The organism is Tropicimonas isoalkanivorans (genome assembly GCF_900112335.1).
In the GTDB taxonomy this organism is placed as follows: domain Bacteria; phylum Pseudomonadota; class Alphaproteobacteria; order Rhodobacterales; family Rhodobacteraceae; genus Tropicimonas; species Tropicimonas isoalkanivorans.
Genome location: NZ_FOLG01000002.1, coordinates 405,938 through 424,377, shown reverse-complemented (window position 1 = coordinate 424,377; position 18,440 = coordinate 405,938). Strand labels below are relative to the sequence as shown.

Here is an 18,440-nt window from a genome sequence, read left to right as displayed (position 1 = left end):
CGGCGGGCGCGGCTCTACTCCAGTTCCACCAGCAGGTCCTTCGCGTCGATCTGGTCGCCCGGGCGCACGTGAACGGCCTTGACCACCGAGTCCCGTTCCGCGCGCAGGCCGGTCTCCATCTTCATCGCCTCGATCGTGACCAGCAGATCGCCCGCCGAGACGGACTGCCCCGCCGACACGCCCACCGTCGCGATCACCCCGGGCATCGGCGCACCGATGTGGTTGGGATTGGCCACGTCCACCTTCGGGCGCGCCTTGAGCGCGCTTTTCACCTTCCGGTCCGGAACGCGGATGATCCTGGGCTCCCCGTTCAGCTCGAAGAACGCCTTCACCTCGCCTTCCTCGTTGGTCTCCGATACGGCAAGCATCCGGATCTCCAGAGACTTGCCCGGCTCGATCTCCGGCGTGATCTCGTCACCCGGCTCCATGCCATAGAAGTATGTGTGGGTCGGCAGCACGCGGACGGGCCCGTATTCCTTGTGGCGCGCGACATATTCGCTGAAGACCTTGGGATACATGAGGTAGCCGTTCAGATCCTCATCGTCGATCTCCTCGTCGAGCCGCTTCGAAACCTCCTGGCGGGTCGCCTCGAGGTCCACCGGCGGAACGTCCGCGCCGGGGCGGGTCGTCAGGGGTTTCTCGCCTTTCAGGATCTTGGCCTGCAGCGCCTTCGGCCACCCGCCGGGGGGCTGCCCGAGATTGCCGTACATCATGTCCACCACCGACTGCGGGAAGGCGACCTCGCGGTCCGGGTCCTCCACCTCTTCGCGGGTCAGGCCCTGGCTCACCATCATCAGGGCCATGTCGCCCACCACCTTCGACGATGGCGTAACCTTCACGATGTCGCCGAACATCCGGTTCACCTCGGCATACATGTGGGCGACCTCGTGCCAGCGTTCTTCCAGACCCATGGACCGGGCCTGCGCCTTCAGGTTGGTGAACTGCCCGCCCGGCATTTCGTGCAGATAAACCTCGGAGGCCGGCGCCTGCATGCTGCTCTCGAAGGCAACGTAATGGCCGCGCACCGCCTCGAAGTAGTTCGAGATCCGCCGCACCTCCTCGATGTCCAGCCCGGGATCGCGGTCGGTGTGAGCGAGCGCCTCGACGATGGTGCCGAGCGTCGCCTGGGAGGTATTGCCGGAGAAGGAGTCCATTGCGCAGTCCACCGCATCCACGCCGGCCTCGGAGGCGGCGAGGATGGTGGCGCACGCAATTCCGGCGGTGTCGTGGGTGTGCAGGTGGATGGGCAGGCCCACTTCCTCCTTCAGCGCCTTGATGAGAATGCGCGCGGCGGCGGGCTTCAGCAGGCCCGCCATGTCCTTCACCCCGAGGATATGGGCGCCTGCCTCCTTCAGTTCCGACGCCATGGAAACATAGTACTTCAGGTCGTACTTCGCCCGATCCGGGTTCAGAATGTCGCCGGTGTAGCAGACCGTGCCCTCACAGACCTTCTCGGCCTCGATCACGGCATCCATCGCCACGCGCATGTTCTCGACCCAGTTGAGACTGTCGAACACCCGGAACACGTCGATGCCCGTCTCGGCGGCCTGCTTGACGAAGGCGCGCACGACATTGTCGGGATAAGTCGTGTACCCAACGCCGTTCGCGCCCCGCAGCAGCATCTGCGTCATGAGGTTCGGCATCGCCTCGCGCAAATCGCGCAGGCGCTGCCAGGGGCACTCCTGCAGGAAGCGGTAGGCCACGTCGAAGGTCGCGCCGCCCCAGCATTCCACCGAGAAGAGCTGCGGCAGGTTCGCCGCATAGGCAGGCGCGGCGCGGATCATGTCGAGCGAGCGCATCCGCGTGGCCAACAGGCTCTGGTGGCCATCGCGCATCGTCGTGTCCGTGATGAGCAGCCGCTTCTGCTCCGCCATCCAGTCGGCCACGGCCTGCGGGCCGAACTCCTCCAGAATGTTGCGCGTGCCGGGCACCGGAAACTGGGTCTGCAGCGGCGGCAGGGCGGGGTCGCGAATGTCCTCGGGCGGTTTGGGGCGGCCGGCCACGTCGGGGTGGCCGTTGACGGTGGTGTCGGCGATGTAATGCAGCAGCTTCGTCGCCCGGTCCTTGCGGCGCGGAAACTGGAACAGCTCAGGCGACTCGTCGATGAACTTCGTGTGGTACTCGTTGTTCAGGAATTTCGGGTGCTGCAGCAGGTTGTCGACGAAGTTGATGTTGGTCGCCACCCCCCGCACCCGGAACTCGCGCAGCGCGCGACTCATGCGGGCGATGGTCGCCTCGGGCGTCGGCGCCCAGACGGTCAGCTTTTCCAGCAGCGAGTCGTAGTAGCGGGTGATAACCGCGCCGGAATAGGCGGTGCCGCCGTCCAGCCGTACCCCCATGCCCGTGGCGCCGCGATACCCGGTGATCCGGCCGTAGTCGGGGATGAAGTTGTTGCGCGGGTCCTCGGTGGTGATCCGGCACTGCATGGCATGGCCGTCGAGCGTCACGTCGTACTGGCTGGCGATCCCGGTCGCCTCCACCAGACTCTTGCCCTCGGTGACGAGGATCTGCGCACGGACGATGTCGATGCCCGTCACCTCCTCGGTCACGGTATGCTCGACCTGGATGCGCGGGTTCACCTCGATGAAGTAGAACTCGCCGGTTTCCATATCCATCAGGAACTCGACCGTGCCCGCGCATTGGTAGCCCACATGCTCGCAGATCTTCCGGCCGAGGCTGCAAAGCTTCTCGCGCTGCGCGCCGGACAGATACGGCGCCGGCGCGCGCTCCAACACCTTCTGGTTGCGCCGCTGTACGGAGCAATCCCGTTCCCACAGGTGATAGATGTGACCCTGGCTGTCGCCGAGGATCTGCACCTCCACGTGGCGGGCGCGGGTGATCATCTTCTCCAGATAGCCCTCGCCATTGCCGAAGGCGGCCTCTGCCTCGCGCCGGCCTTCCAGCACCTTGTCCGCCAGCTCGTCTTCCGACAGGACCGGCCGCATCCCCCGGCCGCCGCCGCCCCAGGAGGCCTTGAGCATCAACGGATAGCCGATTTCCGCGGCCTGGCGCTTGATCTCCGCCATGTCGTCGCCCAGCACCTCGGTCGCCGGGATCACCGGCACGCCGGCCTCCATCGCGATCCGCCGGGCGCTGGCCTTGTCGCCGAGCTGGCGCATCGTCTCCGCCCGCGGGCCGATGAATGCGATGCCGGCCTCGGTGCAGGCGTCCACGAAATTGGGGTTCTCGGACAGCAATCCATAGCCGGGGTGGATCGCATCCGCCCCGCAGGCGCGGGCGACCCGGATGATCTCCTCAATGGACAAATACGCGGCGACAGGGCCCATACCCTCGCCGATCCGATAGGCCTCGTCCGCCTTGAAGCGGTGTAGCGAGAGCTTGTCCTCCTCGGCATAGATGGCCACGGTGCGTTTGCGCATCTCGCTGGCGGCGCGCATCACGCGGATCGCGATCTCGCCGCGGTTGGCCACGAGGATCTTCTTGAACTCTGGCATTACCGGCTCCCTTTTGCGGTCGCAGAAAGTTGTAGGGAGGTTTCGCGGAGAGGTAAACGATTCCACGCCACTCAAACGACGGAGCCCTCCCGCCCGTCGTCGACGCATCGAAGATGCGCCTCCTCCCGTTGGGCCACGCACCTGCGGTGGGCTGGCCGGGCGGAGAGGGGAGCGACCCCGCTTTCATACCGTCCCGAGACCGGCGCGTTCGCGAACATTCTGCGAACAGTTCTTTTCCTTCGTCCCTTCTGGCGTTACCTTTCGCGCCATGAGCAGTTTCGACGAAAGCGAGGCCTTCGAGGCCGCCGTCCCCCTGTCGCAGCGCGCAATGGCGGTGCGCCCGGCGGCGTATCTGGACGACCTGAACCCGGCCCAGCGGGAGGCGGTCGAGGCGCTGGAGGGGCCGGTGCTGATGCTGGCCGGCGCCGGCACCGGCAAGACCAAGGCGCTGACCACGCGAATCGCGCACCTGCTGAACACCGGCACCGCGCGTCCGAACGAGATCCTCGCCGTCACGTTCACCAACAAGGCCGCGCGCGAGATGAAGGAGCGGGTGGCCCGCCTGCTTGGCCAGACGGTGGAGGGGATGCCCTGGCTCGGCACCTTTCACGCCATCTGCGTCAAGCTCCTGCGCCGCCATGCCGAACTGGTCGACCTGAAGTCGAACTTCACCATCCTCGACACGGACGACCAGATCCGCCTGCTCAAGCAACTCGTCATCGCGGCCGGCATCGACGAGAAACGCTGGCCGCCGCGCCTGCTCGCCAACGTCATCGACAACTGGAAGAACCGGGCCTGGCTGCCCGACGCCGTCCCCGCCGCCGAAGCCGGCGCCTTCGACCGCAAGGCGGTGGCGCTTTACGCCGAGTACCAGCAGCGCCTGCGCACGCTCAACGCGGTCGATTTCGGTGACCTGCTCCTGCACGTCGTGACGATCTTCCAGCGCCACGAGGACGTTCTGGAGCAATACCGCCGCTGGTTCCGCTATATCCTCGTGGACGAGTACCAGGACACCAACGTCGCCCAGTACCTCTGGCTGCGCCTGCTCGCCGGCGGGCACCGCAACATCTGCTGCGTGGGCGACGACGACCAGTCGATCTATGGCTGGCGCGGCGCCGAAGTGGGCAACATCCTGCGGTTCGAAAAGGATTTTCCCGGCGCGACGGTGATCCGGCTGGAACAGAACTACCGCTCCACCGCGCACATCCTCGCCGCTGCTTCCGGCGTGATCTCCGCCAACACGGGGCGGCTCGGCAAGACGCTCTGGACCGAAGCCGACGGCGGCGAGAAAGTCCGCCTCATCGGCCATTGGGATGGCGAGGAGGAGGCGCGCTGGATCGGCGAGGAGCTGGAGGCGATGGGGCAGGGCACGCGCGGAATGCGCGCCATGGCCCTCGACGAATGCGCGATCCTCGTGCGCGCGTCGCACCAGATGCGCGCCTTCGAGGACAGGTTCCTGACCATCGGTCTGCCCTATAAGGTGATCGGCGGACCGCGCTTTTACGAGCGGATGGAGATCCGGGACGCCATGGCCTACTTCCGCCTCGCCGTCAGCCCGGACGACGACCTCGCCTTCGAGCGGATCGTCAACACCCCAAAACGCGGCCTCGGCGACAAGGCTCAGCAGAAGATACAGGTCGCGGCCCGTGCCAACGGGGTGAGCCTGGTGGAAGGGGCAAAGATCCTGCTCGCTGCGAAGGACCTGTCCGGCAAAGGCGCCAAGGCGCTGGCGGAGCTTCTGGCCGGCATCGACCGGTGGCACGCGGCGGCCCTCGGGCCGGTGGTGCGGATGCCGGCGGACGATGACGTGCTCGACCTGGAGGTCGGCATGGCCGGTGCGGCCGGCCGCGCAGGGCCTCAGGTGAGCCACATCGAACTCGCCGAGCAGATCCTGGAGGAATCGGGCTACACGGAGCACTGGCAGAAGGACAAGACGCCGGAGGCGCCGGGCCGTCTCGAAAACCTCAAGGAATTGGTCAAGGCGCTGGAATCCTTCGATAACCTGCAAGGGTTCCTCGAACATGTCGCGCTCATCATGGACAACGAGACCGACGACGCCGAGGCCAAGGTCACGCTGATGACGCTCCACGCCGCGAAGGGACTGGAATTCCCGGCCGTCTTCCTTCCGGGATGGGAGGATGGCCTTTTTCCCTCCCAGCGGGCGATGGACGAAACCGGCCTCAAAGGGCTGGAGGAGGAGCGGCGCCTCGCCTACGTCGGCATCACCCGGGCGGAAGAGCTGTGCACCATCTCCTTCGCGGCCAACCGCCGGATCTATGGCCAGTGGCAGTCCGCTTTGCCCTCCCGGTTCATCGACGAACTGCCCGAAGCGCATGTGGAGGTTCTGACGCCGCCCGGCCTTTACGGCGGCGGCTACGGGGCGGCGGCGGCGCCAGCCCCCCGTTCGGATCTGCACGAAAGGGCCTCACGGGCAGACGTCTACAACTCCCCCGGCTGGAAGCGAATGCAGGCCCGCAGCGAGGTGCGCGGCATGAGCCAGCCGCGGGAGACCCGAAACGTGGTGATCGACCTGGACGCCGTTTCGGCCTTCACCGAGGGCGACCGCGTTTTCCACCAGAAGTTCGGCTATGGCGCCGTCACGGCGATCGAGGGCGACAAACTCGAAATCGCCTTCGACAAGGCCGGCGCCAAACGGGTGGTGGCGAAATTCGTGGTCCCGGCGGCATCCGCCGGCGATGTGCCCTTTTGACCCGCGACATTTTGGGTGTATGAAGGTTAGCGGGTTGGCCTTCTTTCGCCGACCGCAGTGCGGAGAGTGGTGATGAAGGTACTGGTTGTCCAGGACGACCCGAATGTTCAAGCCTTGTGGGCCCGGTCGCTCGCGGCGATGGACCACGACGTCCACCTGTCGGACACCGAGACCGCGGCCCTGGATGCCTTGCAGCGCGTCGGCTTCGATCTGGTGCTGATGGATCTCTGCATGGGCGGCAAGCAAACCCTGGGCGTCGCGACCCTGGCGACCTACCGCAATCCCCGGTGCAAGGTGGTCGTCGTCAGTGGCTCGGCCGTCTACTCGGAAAAGAAGCTCTTCGCGATGTCCCCGGCCGTGGCCGCCGCCCTGCACAAGCCTGTGAACATCGAAGACCTCATATCCGTCTGCGAACGCCTCACCCCCGGATGGCGCGCCGGGACCAATTCGACGCGAAGCAGCGGCGCTTGCGAATTCCGCTGCTGAGGCAGTCTCCGGAATTCTGGAAATTGAATTTCCGTGACGATTAATGCGCCATCGCCGGTTTGCCGGATCAAAACCCAACCCGAAAAATAAAAAAACGGCCGCGCCAGGGAGGATTGGCGCGGCCGCGATGGTATCGGAGCGGTTAGGGAGGGAGGTACCGTCCGATATTCGAAATTCTTTTTTTCTATCAGGCAGCCATTCTGGCGGCGTCGCGGGCAACGTCGCGGATCGACAGTGGGCTGATCCCGATATCGTCCAGTTCACGATTGCTCATCGCTTTCAGTTCGTTCAGCGTCGCGCGGTAGCATTTGTACCGTTTGGCGTTCGCTTTCATCTCGTCGAGCATGCCCGAGAACCAGCTGGAAACCAGGCCGACGTTTTGGCGGGCTTCAGTGTGGACATAGGTCATCTTGGTCTTCCTCGGATTTGGCCGAAAACCCTTTCCGGCCCGGTTGTGGAGAGCTCTGTGGGAGGTCTGTTAGCGCTCTCGTTGGTAATGAACTAAGGCTTTCGCGCGTCTTGCGGTAGCCCCAGTCTTGTCAGTTCCGCCATGCATTCCGTGCACAGTAAAGGCGTGGGAGGTATGACGTTAGCGTAACCAAGTTGGCGACGGCGTCAGGGAGGAGGAGACGCCGCCGCCGATCCGGAGAACCCAGGGAGGAGGACGGGTTTCCGGAATTCATGGCCCTATCAGGCGCCGTAGGCCGCTTCGCGGGCCAGGGACTTGATCATGGACCGGCTCAGACCCAGGTCGCTCAGCGCGCGATCCGTCAGCGAGGACAGTTCGCGGTGGGTTTGACGATAGGTCTTGTATTGCTCAAAGCGGGCGCGGATGAGTCCGAGAACGCCCGGAGCGCCATTTCCAACATGCACAGCGGAATTGCAGGTCGCGTTTCCCATTGTACCAATTCCTTCCAATTGTTTCGGCGGCGTACCGCACTGATTTCCGTGAACGCCCAAACCCGAATAGGTCTGTTAGCGCTATCTTCGCTGAGTAAAGTAGATACTTTCTGCGGAGCTACAATCGCCGCAATCGTCAATGCTGCTATGCAGCATTCGGGATGCGGAAACGGCAAACGCCGTGGGTCTCGTCATCCCATCCTATTTTCCGCCATGCGATTCAGCAGCCTGAGGACTGCCTCGTTTCTCTCGGCGCATGGGGGCGGCGCAGCCCCAGATGGTCCGCACCTGTCGCGGCCGGCACGGTGCGGGTTGCAGTGACGTGGGTAAGGGCCTGTCGCACGGATTGGCTGGGCGCAGCCATTGCTGCCGCCGGAAGCGAGTCGCCCAAGCAAGGCACGAAGAGACGAGGTGCGGAAAATAAAAGGGCGGCGACACCAGGGAGGAGGAAGGTGTCGCCGCCTACATTCAGACAACCCAGGGAGGAGGACGGGTTCTCTGAGACCGGTCGCCAGCGAACTGGCGGAATTTGCGGCGGTGGCACTAGGGAGGAGGAGTGTGCCACCGCCTGTAGCAGAAAACCCAGGGAGGAGGACGGGTTCTCTGATCCTTTGTCTTTCGCGCGTCCTTTGCGCGATCCCGGACGGGCCGGGGATGTAGAGTGCGGCGCACCAGGGAGGAGGAGGGTGCTGCCGCCGAAACCGTGCCCCAGGGAGGAGGAGGGGGATAGGCTCCGTATGTCTGCCCTTGCGGGCTGTGTAAGGTGCGGCGCACCAGGGAGGAGGAGGGTGCCGCCGCCGAAACCGTGCCCCAGGGAGGAGGAGGGGTGTAGGCTCCGTATGTCTGCCCTTGCGGGCGGTATTAGGGGGCGACGACACCAGGGAGGAGGAAGGTGTCGCCGCCTATTCAGAAAACCCAGGGAGGAGGACGGGTTTCTGAAACTCTATCTCGTGTGCCGTTCGACCGGCTTCCCGGTGCTTAGGTCGCCTGACGTAGGCGGCAACCTCGTTCCGGGTTGTTAGCGCCAACGTCCTCTATGTTAGCGCTGCTGTTGTCATCCAAAATAGCCATGACGCCCGGTTTCGCAATTCACCGAAACCTCAACGCCGCCATGCGGCAATTGCATACGTGATGCTGACCTATATTTTAGGCGACTGGCCTAGCAATTGGGCGGATGGTGATCGCAGGCTTGCGTCTGCCGCGTGGGGCGGTAGGTCTGAGCGACGATTTGGGTGATTGGACGGGAAGATGACGGTTACACGGGATAGCATTGTCAAGACGCTTGAGGCCATAAATCTGCCCGATGGTGGCAATATTGTCTCGCGAGACATGGTGCGCGCGCTGACAGTTGATTCGCCGGGTGCGGTGAAATTCGTGCTGGAGGCGCCGTCGCCGGAGGCCGCGCGCGCCATGGAGCCGGCGCGGCAGGCTGCCGAGGCGGCCGTGGCGGCGCTTGACGGGGTGACGTCCGTTTCGGTGGTGCTCACGGCCCACGGCCCGGCAGCAGGGGCCGGCGCGCCGCCGCAGGGCCTCAAGGTGGGACGCCATCCCACGAAGGGAGCCGCCGGACCCGCCTCCGTGCCGGGTATCGACCGCATCCTCGTGGTCGGTTCCGGCAAGGGCGGGGTCGGAAAGTCCACCGTCTCCGCCAACCTCGCCGTGGCGCTCGCCCGGCAGGGGCGGCGCGTGGGGCTGCTGGATGCCGATATATACGGTCCCTCCCAACCCCGCATGATGGGCACCACCCAGCGGCCCGCCTCCCCGGACGGCAAGACGATCGAGCCCCTGCACGCCCACGGCGTCACCCTCATGTCCATCGGCGCGCTGCTGAAGGAGGCCGAGGCGGTGATCTGGCGCGGCCCGATGCTGATGGGGGCCTTGCAGCAGCTTCTGGGCGATGTCGCCTGGGGGGACCTCGACGTGCTCATTATCGACCTGCCGCCGGGAACGGGGGACGTGCAGCTTACTCTCGGTCAGAAGTACAAGCTCGCAGGCGCGCTGGTGGTGTCCACGCCGCAGGACGTGGCGCTTATAGATGCCCGGCGCGCCATAGACATGTTCGAGAAGCTCCGCGTGCCGGTGCTCGGGCTGATCGAGAACATGTCTACTTATATATGTCCCAACTGCGGGCACGAGGCGCACCTCTTTGGCCACGGCGGCGTGATGGCGGAGGCAGAGCGGATCGGCGTGCCCTTCCTCGGCGCGCTGCCGCTGGAACTGGAGACGCGGCTTGCCGGCGATGCGGGAACGCCGGTCGCCCTCGGCGACACCCAGGCCGCCGATGCCTACGCCACGATCGCCGCCCGACTGGTCGGCGGCGGCATGGCCTGACACTCATCCATACAGACTGAGATCGACGGGAGGGGCGCGCCCCTCCCGTTGTCGTTTGGGGCGGGCATGGGAAATCATGCCCCCGATGGGAAATCGTGCCACCGCGATGGAACGACGTGGGCCCGCGTCGAATCACGATTTCGGGAATCGGCCGTGTTCAGCCCGTGATTCCTTGGGAATCCCTGCCACCCCGCCGCCGAGTCCCTCCGGATTCGCCCGTGACCACCGCTGGGAAGGCAGTGTCTCCCACCAGCGGGTCGATTTTTTCCGTCGCCCGAACGGTCCACATCTAGTGTTCAAAATTGCCCATAGGCCTATAAATGCCCGATCCTGGCGGGGTCAGACCGCGATCTGTGACTTCTGGGGCACGTAGTGGGGCAGGGTGGGAGAAAGTGTTATTGATTTCTACGTTGGGGGCAGGCATAACGTTTTCACACGATGAGGACGGGCACAGACAAAGGGGCAGAAGACCCCGACAGGCTTCCCCAGCCAGGTTTCATACAGGCACCCACACTCGTCGAAAAAAAGAGATCCGGCGCGCGAGCGAGCAGACATCCCCCCGGGTGGCGCGCGTGATCGGACCAACCCAGTGATGGGACGAGGGCGGCGGATCAGACAGTGGCAGCAGTCTGATCCGCCGTTTTCGTTTCTGGGCCACCCGGCCCTGCGAGGCGACACAGAGGCAGATAGGAGCGCGTCCCTTGGCGCGAGTTTTCAGAGGTCGAGGCCGCCACAAGGTGGATGGAAAAGGCAGGGTCTCCGTGCCTGCCCCCTTCCGCCGTGTGCTCGAGGCGGGCGACCCTGACTGGACCGAGGGACTGCAACCGAACCTGGTGCTTCATTGGGGTATCGCCCGCCGCAAGGGCTTTCTGGAATGCTACACGATGGAGGCGGCCGCCGAAGTGGACGCCAAGATCGCAGCCTTGCCCCGCGGCTCCAAGACCCGCCGCGACATGGAAAACTACTTCAACGGACAATCCCACCCCGCGAGCGTCGACGAAAACGGCCGGCTGCTGATTCCGCAGCACATTCGCGACATGATCGGGCTGGAGGACGAGGCGTTCTTCATCGCCGCGCACGACACCTTCCACATCTGGAAACCGGAGACCTACGAGCAGGAAGTCGAACCGCAGACCGAGGCGATGTTCGACGAGCTTCCCGACGACGTCGATCCGCTCACCCTGCTTGCGGGAGGTGCGGACTGACCGATGGCTGCCGCTGCCCGCCCCCCTGACTCCCACGATTCCCACCCGCCGCATGTTCCCGTCCTGATCGACCCGCTGATCGAGGCGGTCTCGCCGGTGTCCGGCCTGTGGCTGGACGGGACCTTCGGCGCGGGCGGCTACACCCGGCGCCTGCTGGAGGCGGGGGCCGAGCGGGTCATCGGCGTGGACCGGGACCCGAGCGCGCTCGCCATGGCCGCGCCGATGCAAGCCGAATTCGGCGACCGCCTGACCCTCGTCGAGGGGCGCTTTTCGGAGCTGGACACATTCGCTGACGCGCCTCTCTACGGCGTGGTGCTGGATCTCGGCGTGTCCTCGATGCAGCTCGACCAGGCGGAGCGCGGATTTTCCTTCCAGAAAGACGGCCCGCTGGACATGCGCATGAGCGGGGAGGGGCCGTCGGCGGCCGACCTCGTGAACACGCTGCCCGAGGCCGATCTGGCCGACATCCTCTACCACTATGGGGAGGAACGCGCGTCTCGCCGCATCGCGCGCGCCATCATCGCCGTGCGCCCCTTCGAGACCACGCTGCAACTGGCCGAGGCCGTTGCCGCCTGCCTGCCGCGCCCGCGCCCGGGACAGGTCCATCCCGCCACACGCAGCTTCCAGGCGATCCGAATCGCCGTGAACGACGAGTTCGGCGAACTGATCGCCGGGCTCGAGGCCGCCGAACGCGCATTGCAACCCGGCGGCAAGCTGGCCGTCGTGACCTTTCATTCGCTGGAGGATCGCGTCGTGAAGCGGTTCCTGCAGGCCCGCTCGGGCGGCGGTGGCCGTGCCAACCGCTATGCCCCCGAAACCGAAGAGACGGCCGCGCAGTTCCGCCTGTTGACCCGCCGCGCCGTCGGCCCATCCGACGCGGAAGTTGCCGCAAACCCGCGGGCTCGCTCGGCCAAGTTGCGTGTGGCCGAACGCACCGCCGCCCCCGTCACCCCCCTCGACCGAACCGCCATGGGTCTTCCCGGACCCAAGGACTGGTGGAAGGAGACGCTGTGAAAACGTTCTTGTACCTTATGGCCGCCCTGTCCGTGATGGGCCTCGCTTTCTGGGCCTACCAGGAGAACTACCAGACCCAGGCCGCGCTGAAGGAATCCGCGCAGCTCAAGCGCGAGATCGGTGAGTTGCGCGAGAGCCTGGCGGTGCTGGAAGCCGAATGGGCCTATCTCAACCGGCCCGACCGGCTGGCCGAACTGGCGGAGATCAATTTCGACCGGCTGGGCCTCCTCCCGCTGGAGCCGGAGCAGTTCAGCGCGTTGGAGCAGGTGGCCTTCCCGCCGCCGCCGACCCTTCCGATCACCACGCCGATCGAGATCGCCGGTCAGCTTCAGGTGGGGGGAGAGTTCCCATGACGCGCACGCCGCTGCGGCCGCTCGCGCGCATCCTTTCGGCGCGCGAAAAGGGCGAGAACCCGGACGCCATCGAGCGCGAGAACCTGCGCCTCCGCCACGAGGCGGACCGCGACCGGATGCGCCACCGGGCCGAGGGGCGGCTGCTGGCGCTCGCGCTCTTCTTTTTTTGTGCCTTCTCTGTCGTCGGCGTGCGGATGGGCCTGCTGGCTGCCAGCGAGCCCTCCGAGACGCAGGTCGCCTCCCTCGGTTCCGACATCGTGGCGCAGCGCGCGAACATCGTGGACCGCAACGGCCGCATCTTGGCGACCAACCTCTCCACCCATTCCCTCTATGCCCAGACCCGCGACCTGGTCGATCCGCAACGCGCCGCGCACGAGCTGATCCAGATCTTCCCGGATCTCGACGAGGCGCGCCTGATGAAGGACTTCACCGGCAAGCGCAAGTTCCTGTGGATCAAGAAGAAACTGAGCCCGGAGCAGATGCAGGCGGTGCACGACATCGGTGAACCCGGCCTGCTGTTCGGTCCGCGCGAAATGCGCCTTTATCCCAACGGCCGGATCGCCGCGCACGTCCTGGGCGGCGCGAGTTTCGGCCGCGAGGGCGTCCATTCGGCCGAGGTCGTGGGTACCGCCGGCGTGGAAAAGAAATTCGACGCCTGGCTGCGCGATCCCGCCAACAACGGCGCGCCGTTGCAGTTGTCGATCGACCTCACCGTTCAGGCCGCCACCCGTGAAGTGCTCGAAGGCGGCATGAGGCTCATGAACGCCAAGGGCGCGAGCGCCGTGCTGATGGACGTCCACACCGGCGAGATTCTCACCATGATCTCCCTGCCGGACTTCGATCCAAATGACCGGCCCCGCCCGCTGGTGAAGGGCGATCCGGGCGACAGCCCGCTTTTCAACCGCGCGGTGCAGGGCGTTTACGAGCTTGGCTCGGTGTTCAAGATCTTCACCGCCGCACAGGCGATGGACCTCGGCCTTGTCGGCCCCGACACCATCATCGACGCCAACGCGCCGATGCGGTGGGGCAAGTTCAAGATCAAGGAGTTCCACGGCAAGAACTACGGCAAGCTGTCCGTCACCGATGTGATTGTGAACTCCTCCAACGTCGGCACCGCGAAGATGGCGCTGGCCATCGGCGGGGAGCGCCAGAAGGCCTTTCTGGGCAAGCTGGGCTTCCTGGAGCCGACGTCGCTGGAAATGGTCGAAGCGCCCACCGGCAAGCCGCTGCTTCCCCCGCGCTGGACGGAGATCAACACCATCACCATCTCCTACGGCCACGGCCTCAGTTCCAGCCCCGTGCACCTTGCCGCGGGCTACGCCTCGCTGCTCAACGGCGGCACCCGGATCACGCCGACCCTGCTCCGCCAGCCGGCGCCGCAGGGGGGCGAGCGGGTTGTGAGCGAACGCGCCTCGACGGCGGCCCGCAAGATGCTCCGCGCCGTCGTCAGCCGCGGCACCGCCAGCTTCGGGGACGTGCCGGGCTACTCCGTCGCCGGCAAGACCGGCACCGCCGACAAGCCGAAGCCCCAGGGCGGATATTACGACGATAAGGTCATCGCCACCTTCGCCAGCGTCTTCCCCTCGGACGATCCCAAGTACGTGCTCGTCGTGACGCTCGACGAACCGGTGGAAAGCTCCGGCCCGAAACCGCGCCGCACCGCCGGGTGGACGGCCGTCCCCGTGGCTGCGGAGATCATCCGCCGCACCGCGCCGCTCCTGGGCCTGCACCCCGAGCCGGAGCCCGGTGAGGAGGCCGTGCTGATGCGCGCCTCGAATTGACCGGTGGACGCTCCCGGCAAAAGGGCCGAAAAGAGGCTTCAACGCTTCTGTGAGAATGGCCGATGCCCCCCGGGGCGCCGGCGGAAGGGTGCGCAGGCATGACTGAGATCAAGACGAAATCCCTTGCCGGGCTCGGGCTGACGGCCCAGGGCGGGGCCGAGGCCCGTGTCACCGGCCTCTCGGTCGACAGCCGCACGGTCAAGCCCGGCCACCTGTTCGCCGGCCTGCCGGGCACGCGCGTTCACGGCGGGGAGTTCATCCAGTACGCCCTGCGCATGGGGGCCGGCGCCATCCTGACCGATGCCGAGGGCGCCCGCATCGCCGCCGAGGAACTGGCCGGCAACCCCGCCGCGCTGATCGTCGTGGAGGAGCCCCGCGCCGCACTCGCCTATGCCGCCGCGCTCTGGTTCGAGGCGCAGCCGGACGTCGTGGTCGCCGTCACCGGCACCAACGGCAAGACCTCCGTCGCCAGCTTCACCCGGCAGATCTGGCAGGCGCTCGGCCTTTCCGCGGTCAACGTCGGCACCACCGGCGTCGAAGGCGACTGGGAGGCCCCGCTCGCCCACACCACGCCGGAACCGATCACCCTGCACCGCGTGCTGGCGGAGGCCGCTGCCGCCGGCGTGACCCATGCCGCGATGGAGGCAAGCTCCCACGGGCTGGCGCAGCGGCGGCTGGATGCCGTGCACCTCGCCGCCGGCGGCTTCACCAATCTCACCCAGGATCACCTCGACTACCACGCCGACTTCGAGGACTATTTCGCCGCCAAGGCCGGGCTCTTCAGCCGGATCCTGTCGGACGACGGCGTCGCCGTTATCCAGATGGACAGCCTGCGCGGCACCGAAATGGCCGAGGTCGCCGACCGCGCGGGCCTTGAAGTGATCCGCGTCGGCCGGGGTGAGACCTGCCATCTGCGCATCCTCGGGCTGCGCTTCGACGCCACCGGGCAGGACGTGCGCTTCTCCTGGAACGGCACCATCCACCAGACCCGGCTGGAGCTGATCGGCGGCTTCCAGTCCGAAAACGTCATGATCGCCGCCGGCCTTGCCATCGCCTCCGGCAGCGATCCCACCGAGGTCTTCAAGACCCTGCCGCAACTCCGTGGCGTGCGCGGCCGGATGCAGCTCGCCGCGACCCGCACCAACGGAGCGGCGGTCTACGTGGACTATGCTCATACCCCCGATGCGCTGGCCACGGCCCTCAAGGCCCTGCGCCCGCACGTCATGGGCCGGCTCATCTGCGTCTTCGGCGCCGGCGGCGACCGGGACCGTGGCAAACGGCCCCTGATGGGCGCGGCGGTCGCCGAGAATGCCGACGTCGCCTTCGTCACCGACGACAACCCCCGCACGGAGGACCCGGCCGCGATCCGTGCCGCCGTGCTGGAGGGCTGCCCCGGCGCGACGGAAGTGGGCGACCGGGCGGAGGCGATCCTGCGCGGCGTCGACGCGCTGCAACCGGGCGACGCGCTGCTGGTGGCCGGCAAGGGCCACGAACAGGGGCAGACGGTGGGCGACACCGTCTATCCCTTCGACGACGTGGAGCAGGCCAGCGTTGCGGTGGCCGCACTGGACGGACATCTCACATGACAGCACTCTGGACTTCCGACTACGCCGCCGCCGCAACCGGGGGGTGCGCCACGCGCCCGTGGCAGGCGCATTCCGTCTCCATCGACAGCCGCACGCTCGAGCCCGGAGCCCTCTTCGTGGCGCTGAAGGACGTCCGCGATGGCCACGAGTTCGTGGCCGACGCCCTGAAACGCGGCGCAGCGGCAGCGATGGTCAGCCGCGTGCCCGAGGGCTTGGCCGAAGATGCCCCCCTGCTGATCGTCGACGACGTCCTGCGCGGGCTGGAGGCGCTGGCCTCCGCCGCCCGCGCGCGCACCACCGCCAAGGTGATCGGCATCACCGGCTCGGTCGGCAAGACCTCCACCAAGGAGATGCTGCGCGCGATCCTCGCGGGGCAGGGCAAGGTGCACGCCGCCGAGAAGAGCTACAACAACCACTGGGGCGTCCCCCTCACGCTGGCCCGGATGCCGGCGGATGCCGATTTCGCGGTGATCGAGATCGGCATGAACCATCCCGGCGAGATCGCCCCGCTGGCGCGGTTGGCGGATCTGGACGCAGCCCTGGTCACCACGGTCGCCCCGGCTCACCTGGCCGCCTTCGGCCGGGTGGAGAACATCGCCCGCGAGAAGGCGTCGATCATGCAGGGCCTGCGCCCCGGCGGCGTCGCGGTCCTGAACGCCGACATTCCAACATCCGAAACCCTGTTCGACGCGGCCCGCACCCGCGGCGCACGGATCGTCGGCTTCGGCGAAAAGGGGTCGGAGGCGACGTTGCTTGTCAGCACGCCACAAAACGGCCAGACCGTTGCGCAGGCGCGCATGACCGGCCCCGACGGCGCGGTGCATCCACTGCTCTTCAAGCTCCAGTCGCCCGGCAAGCACTTCGCAATGAACGGGCTGGCCGCGCTGGCGGTGGCTGCCGCGCTCGGGGTTGACCTGGCGCTCGCCGCCGGCGACTTGGGACGCTGGGCGCCCTACGAGGGCAGGGGGGCGCGTGAGACGATCCTGCTCGACATCGTGCACGATGGGATGACGCTGGAGCTGATCGACGATTCCTACAACGCCAACCCCGCCTCGGTCGGCGCCGCGCTCGACATGCTCGCCGCCATTGCCCCGGTGGACGGAATCGGCCGCGTCTCGCGCGGGCGCCGCATTGCCATTCTGGGCGACATGCTCGAACTCGGCGCGGACGAGATGACGCTCCATGCCGCACTGGCGGAGCATCCCGCGATGGCGTCGGTCGACGTGATCCACTGCGTCGGCGCGCGGTCCCACGCCCTGTGGGAGGCGTTACCGGCGGAGCGCCGTGGCCAATGGTGCCAGGACAGCGCCGAGATGGCGGCTGAAATGCGCCACCTGCTCGACGCGGGCGACATCGTGCTCGTGAAGGGATCGCTTGGCATCCGGCTCTCGCGGGTCGTTGACGCGATCCGAAAACTGGGCCAAGTCCGCCCGCAGGAGACGTGAGGGCCCGCGACACATGCTCTACTGGCTGACGACCTTTTCCGACGACGGCGGGTTCTACAACCTGTTCCGCTACATCACCTTTCGCACCGGCGGGGCGTTCTTTACCGCGCTTGTGTTTGGGTTCATCTTCGGCCGGCCGCTGATCAACCTGCTCCGCCGCAAACAGGGCAAGGGCCAGCCGATCCGTGGCGACGGCCCCGAAAGCCACCTCTCCAAGGTCGGCACGCCCACCATGGGCGGGGTGCTGATTCTGGGCGGGCTGGTCGTCTCCACCTTTCTCTGGGCCCGTCTCGACAACCCCTATGTCTGGATCGTCCTGGCGGTGACCATGGGATTCGGCGCCATCGGGTTCGCCGACGACTACGCAAAGGTCTCCAAGCACACGACCAACGGCGTTCCGGGCAAGGTGCGCCTCGCACTCGGCTTCTTTATCGCCGCCGTCGCCGCCGGACTGGCGGCCTTCGCGCATCCGCCGGAGTTGACCAACACCCTCGCGCTCCCCTTCCTGAAGGACACGCTGCTCAACCTCGGCATCCTCTTCTTTCCCTTCGCGATGCTCGTGATCGTCGGCGCGGCCAACGCGGTGAACCTCACGGACGGCCTCGACGGGCTGGCAATCATGCCGGTGATGATCGCGGCCGGGACGCTCGGCGTCATCTCCTACGCGGTCGGACGGGTGGACTTCGCCACTTACCTCGACGTGCATTACGTGCCTGGCACCGGCGAGCTTCTGGTCTTCACCGCCGGCCTGATCGGCGGCGGGCTGGGCTTCCTGTGGTACAACGCGCCTCCCGCAGCCGTCTTCATGGGCGACACGGGCAGCCTCGCGCTCGGCGGGGCGCTCGGGGCGATCGCGGTGGCGACCAAGCACGAGATCGTGCTGGCCATCGTCGGCGGGCTCTTTGTGGTCGAAGCCCTGTCCGTCATCATCCAGGTCTTCTATTTCAAGCGCACCGGGAAGCGGGTCTTCCTGATGGCGCCGATCCACCACCACTTCGAGAAACGCGGCTGGGCGGAGCCTCAGATCGTGATCCGCTTCTGGATCATCTCGCTGATCCTTGCGCTGATCGGCCTGGCCACGCTTAAGATCCGCTAGTCCCATGGGGCGGACCGGATCGGCAGCCGCGATCTTTCGGCCGAAAATTCGGCGTCGGGTAATCTGTTAGGAGCACGC

At 66.5% G+C, this 18,440-nt stretch carries 13 protein-coding genes; 10 read left to right on the top strand and 3 right to left on the bottom strand.

Going from position 1 to position 18,440, the window contains the following annotated elements; genetic code table 11:
- Window positions 1–14: 14 nt before the first annotated feature.
- The gene (locus tag BM075_RS06240; RefSeq protein ID WP_093359785.1) at window positions 15–3,455 is read right to left on the bottom strand and encodes a pyruvate carboxylase; all 3,441 of its coding nucleotides are present in this window, start codon (window positions 3,453–3,455) and stop codon (window positions 15–17) included.
- 268 nt (window positions 3,456–3,723) lie between these two features.
- On the opposite strand from BM075_RS06240, the gene BM075_RS06235 reads away from it, so the two are divergent.
- Together BM075_RS06235 and BM075_RS06230 are read left to right on the top strand one after the other, a co-directional pair.
- Complete coding sequence (locus BM075_RS06235) at window positions 3,724–6,165, top strand: ATP-dependent helicase (protein ID WP_093359784.1); 2,442 nt, start codon at window positions 3,724–3,726, stop codon at window positions 6,163–6,165.
- A gap of 72 nt (window positions 6,166–6,237) precedes the next feature.
- Window positions 6,238–6,651: a response regulator gene (locus tag BM075_RS06230; protein WP_093359783.1), complete on the top strand. Its 414-nt coding sequence runs from the start codon at window positions 6,238–6,240 to the stop codon at window positions 6,649–6,651.
- A gap of 187 nt (window positions 6,652–6,838) precedes the next feature.
- On the opposite strand, the gene BM075_RS06225 is transcribed toward BM075_RS06230, so the two are convergent.
- Together BM075_RS06225 and BM075_RS06220 are read right to left on the bottom strand one after the other, a co-directional pair.
- Window positions 6,839–7,060, bottom strand: a complete 222-nt coding sequence (locus BM075_RS06225; RefSeq protein ID WP_093359782.1) for a DUF1127 domain-containing protein — start codon at window positions 7,058–7,060, stop codon at window positions 6,839–6,841.
- Between the two features lie 281 nt (window positions 7,061–7,341).
- Window positions 7,342–7,551 (bottom strand): DUF1127 domain-containing protein, encoded by a 210-nt coding sequence (locus BM075_RS06220; protein ID WP_093359781.1) that lies wholly within the window; start codon window positions 7,549–7,551, stop codon window positions 7,342–7,344.
- A 1,248-nt stretch (window positions 7,552–8,799) separates the two neighbouring features.
- Here BM075_RS06220 and BM075_RS06215 point away from each other — a divergent pair.
- From BM075_RS06215 to mraY, 8 genes are all read left to right on the top strand, one after another.
- On the top strand, window positions 8,800–9,882 hold the full coding sequence (locus BM075_RS06215; protein ID WP_093359780.1) for an Mrp/NBP35 family ATP-binding protein: 1,083 nt from the start codon (window positions 8,800–8,802) through the stop codon (window positions 9,880–9,882).
- A gap of 701 nt (window positions 9,883–10,583) precedes the next feature.
- Entirely contained in the window at window positions 10,584–11,087 is a 504-nt protein-coding gene (gene mraZ, locus BM075_RS06210; RefSeq protein WP_093359779.1) for a division/cell wall cluster transcriptional repressor MraZ, read from the top strand.
- A 3-nt stretch (window positions 11,088–11,090) separates the two neighbouring features.
- Window positions 11,091–12,101, top strand: coding sequence for a 16S rRNA (cytosine(1402)-N(4))-methyltransferase RsmH (gene rsmH / locus BM075_RS06205; protein ID WP_093359778.1), 1,011 nt, complete (start codon window positions 11,091–11,093; stop codon window positions 12,099–12,101).
- The gene (gene ftsL, locus BM075_RS06200; RefSeq protein ID WP_093359777.1) at window positions 12,098–12,454 is read left to right on the top strand and encodes a cell division protein FtsL; all 357 of its coding nucleotides are present in this window, start codon (window positions 12,098–12,100) and stop codon (window positions 12,452–12,454) included. The genes rsmH and ftsL overlap by 4 nt, the downstream gene beginning before the upstream one ends.
- Entirely contained in the window at window positions 12,451–14,235 is a 1,785-nt protein-coding gene (locus BM075_RS06195) for a peptidoglycan D,D-transpeptidase FtsI family protein (protein WP_093359776.1), read from the top strand. Before ftsL ends, BM075_RS06195 begins: the two co-directional genes overlap by 4 nt.
- 98 nt (window positions 14,236–14,333) lie before the next feature.
- Window positions 14,334–15,821: a UDP-N-acetylmuramoyl-L-alanyl-D-glutamate--2,6-diaminopimelate ligase gene (locus tag BM075_RS06190; protein WP_093359775.1), complete on the top strand. Its 1,488-nt coding sequence runs from the start codon at window positions 14,334–14,336 to the stop codon at window positions 15,819–15,821.
- Complete coding sequence (locus tag BM075_RS06185) at window positions 15,818–17,266, top strand: UDP-N-acetylmuramoyl-tripeptide--D-alanyl-D-alanine ligase (RefSeq protein ID WP_093359774.1); 1,449 nt, start codon at window positions 15,818–15,820, stop codon at window positions 17,264–17,266. The genes BM075_RS06190 and BM075_RS06185 overlap by 4 nt, the downstream gene beginning before the upstream one ends.
- Before the next feature lie 13 nt (window positions 17,267–17,279).
- Entirely contained in the window at window positions 17,280–18,362 is a 1,083-nt protein-coding gene (gene mraY / locus BM075_RS06180; RefSeq protein WP_093359773.1) for a phospho-N-acetylmuramoyl-pentapeptide-transferase, read from the top strand.
- The last annotated feature ends 78 nt before the right edge of the window (window positions 18,363–18,440 follow it).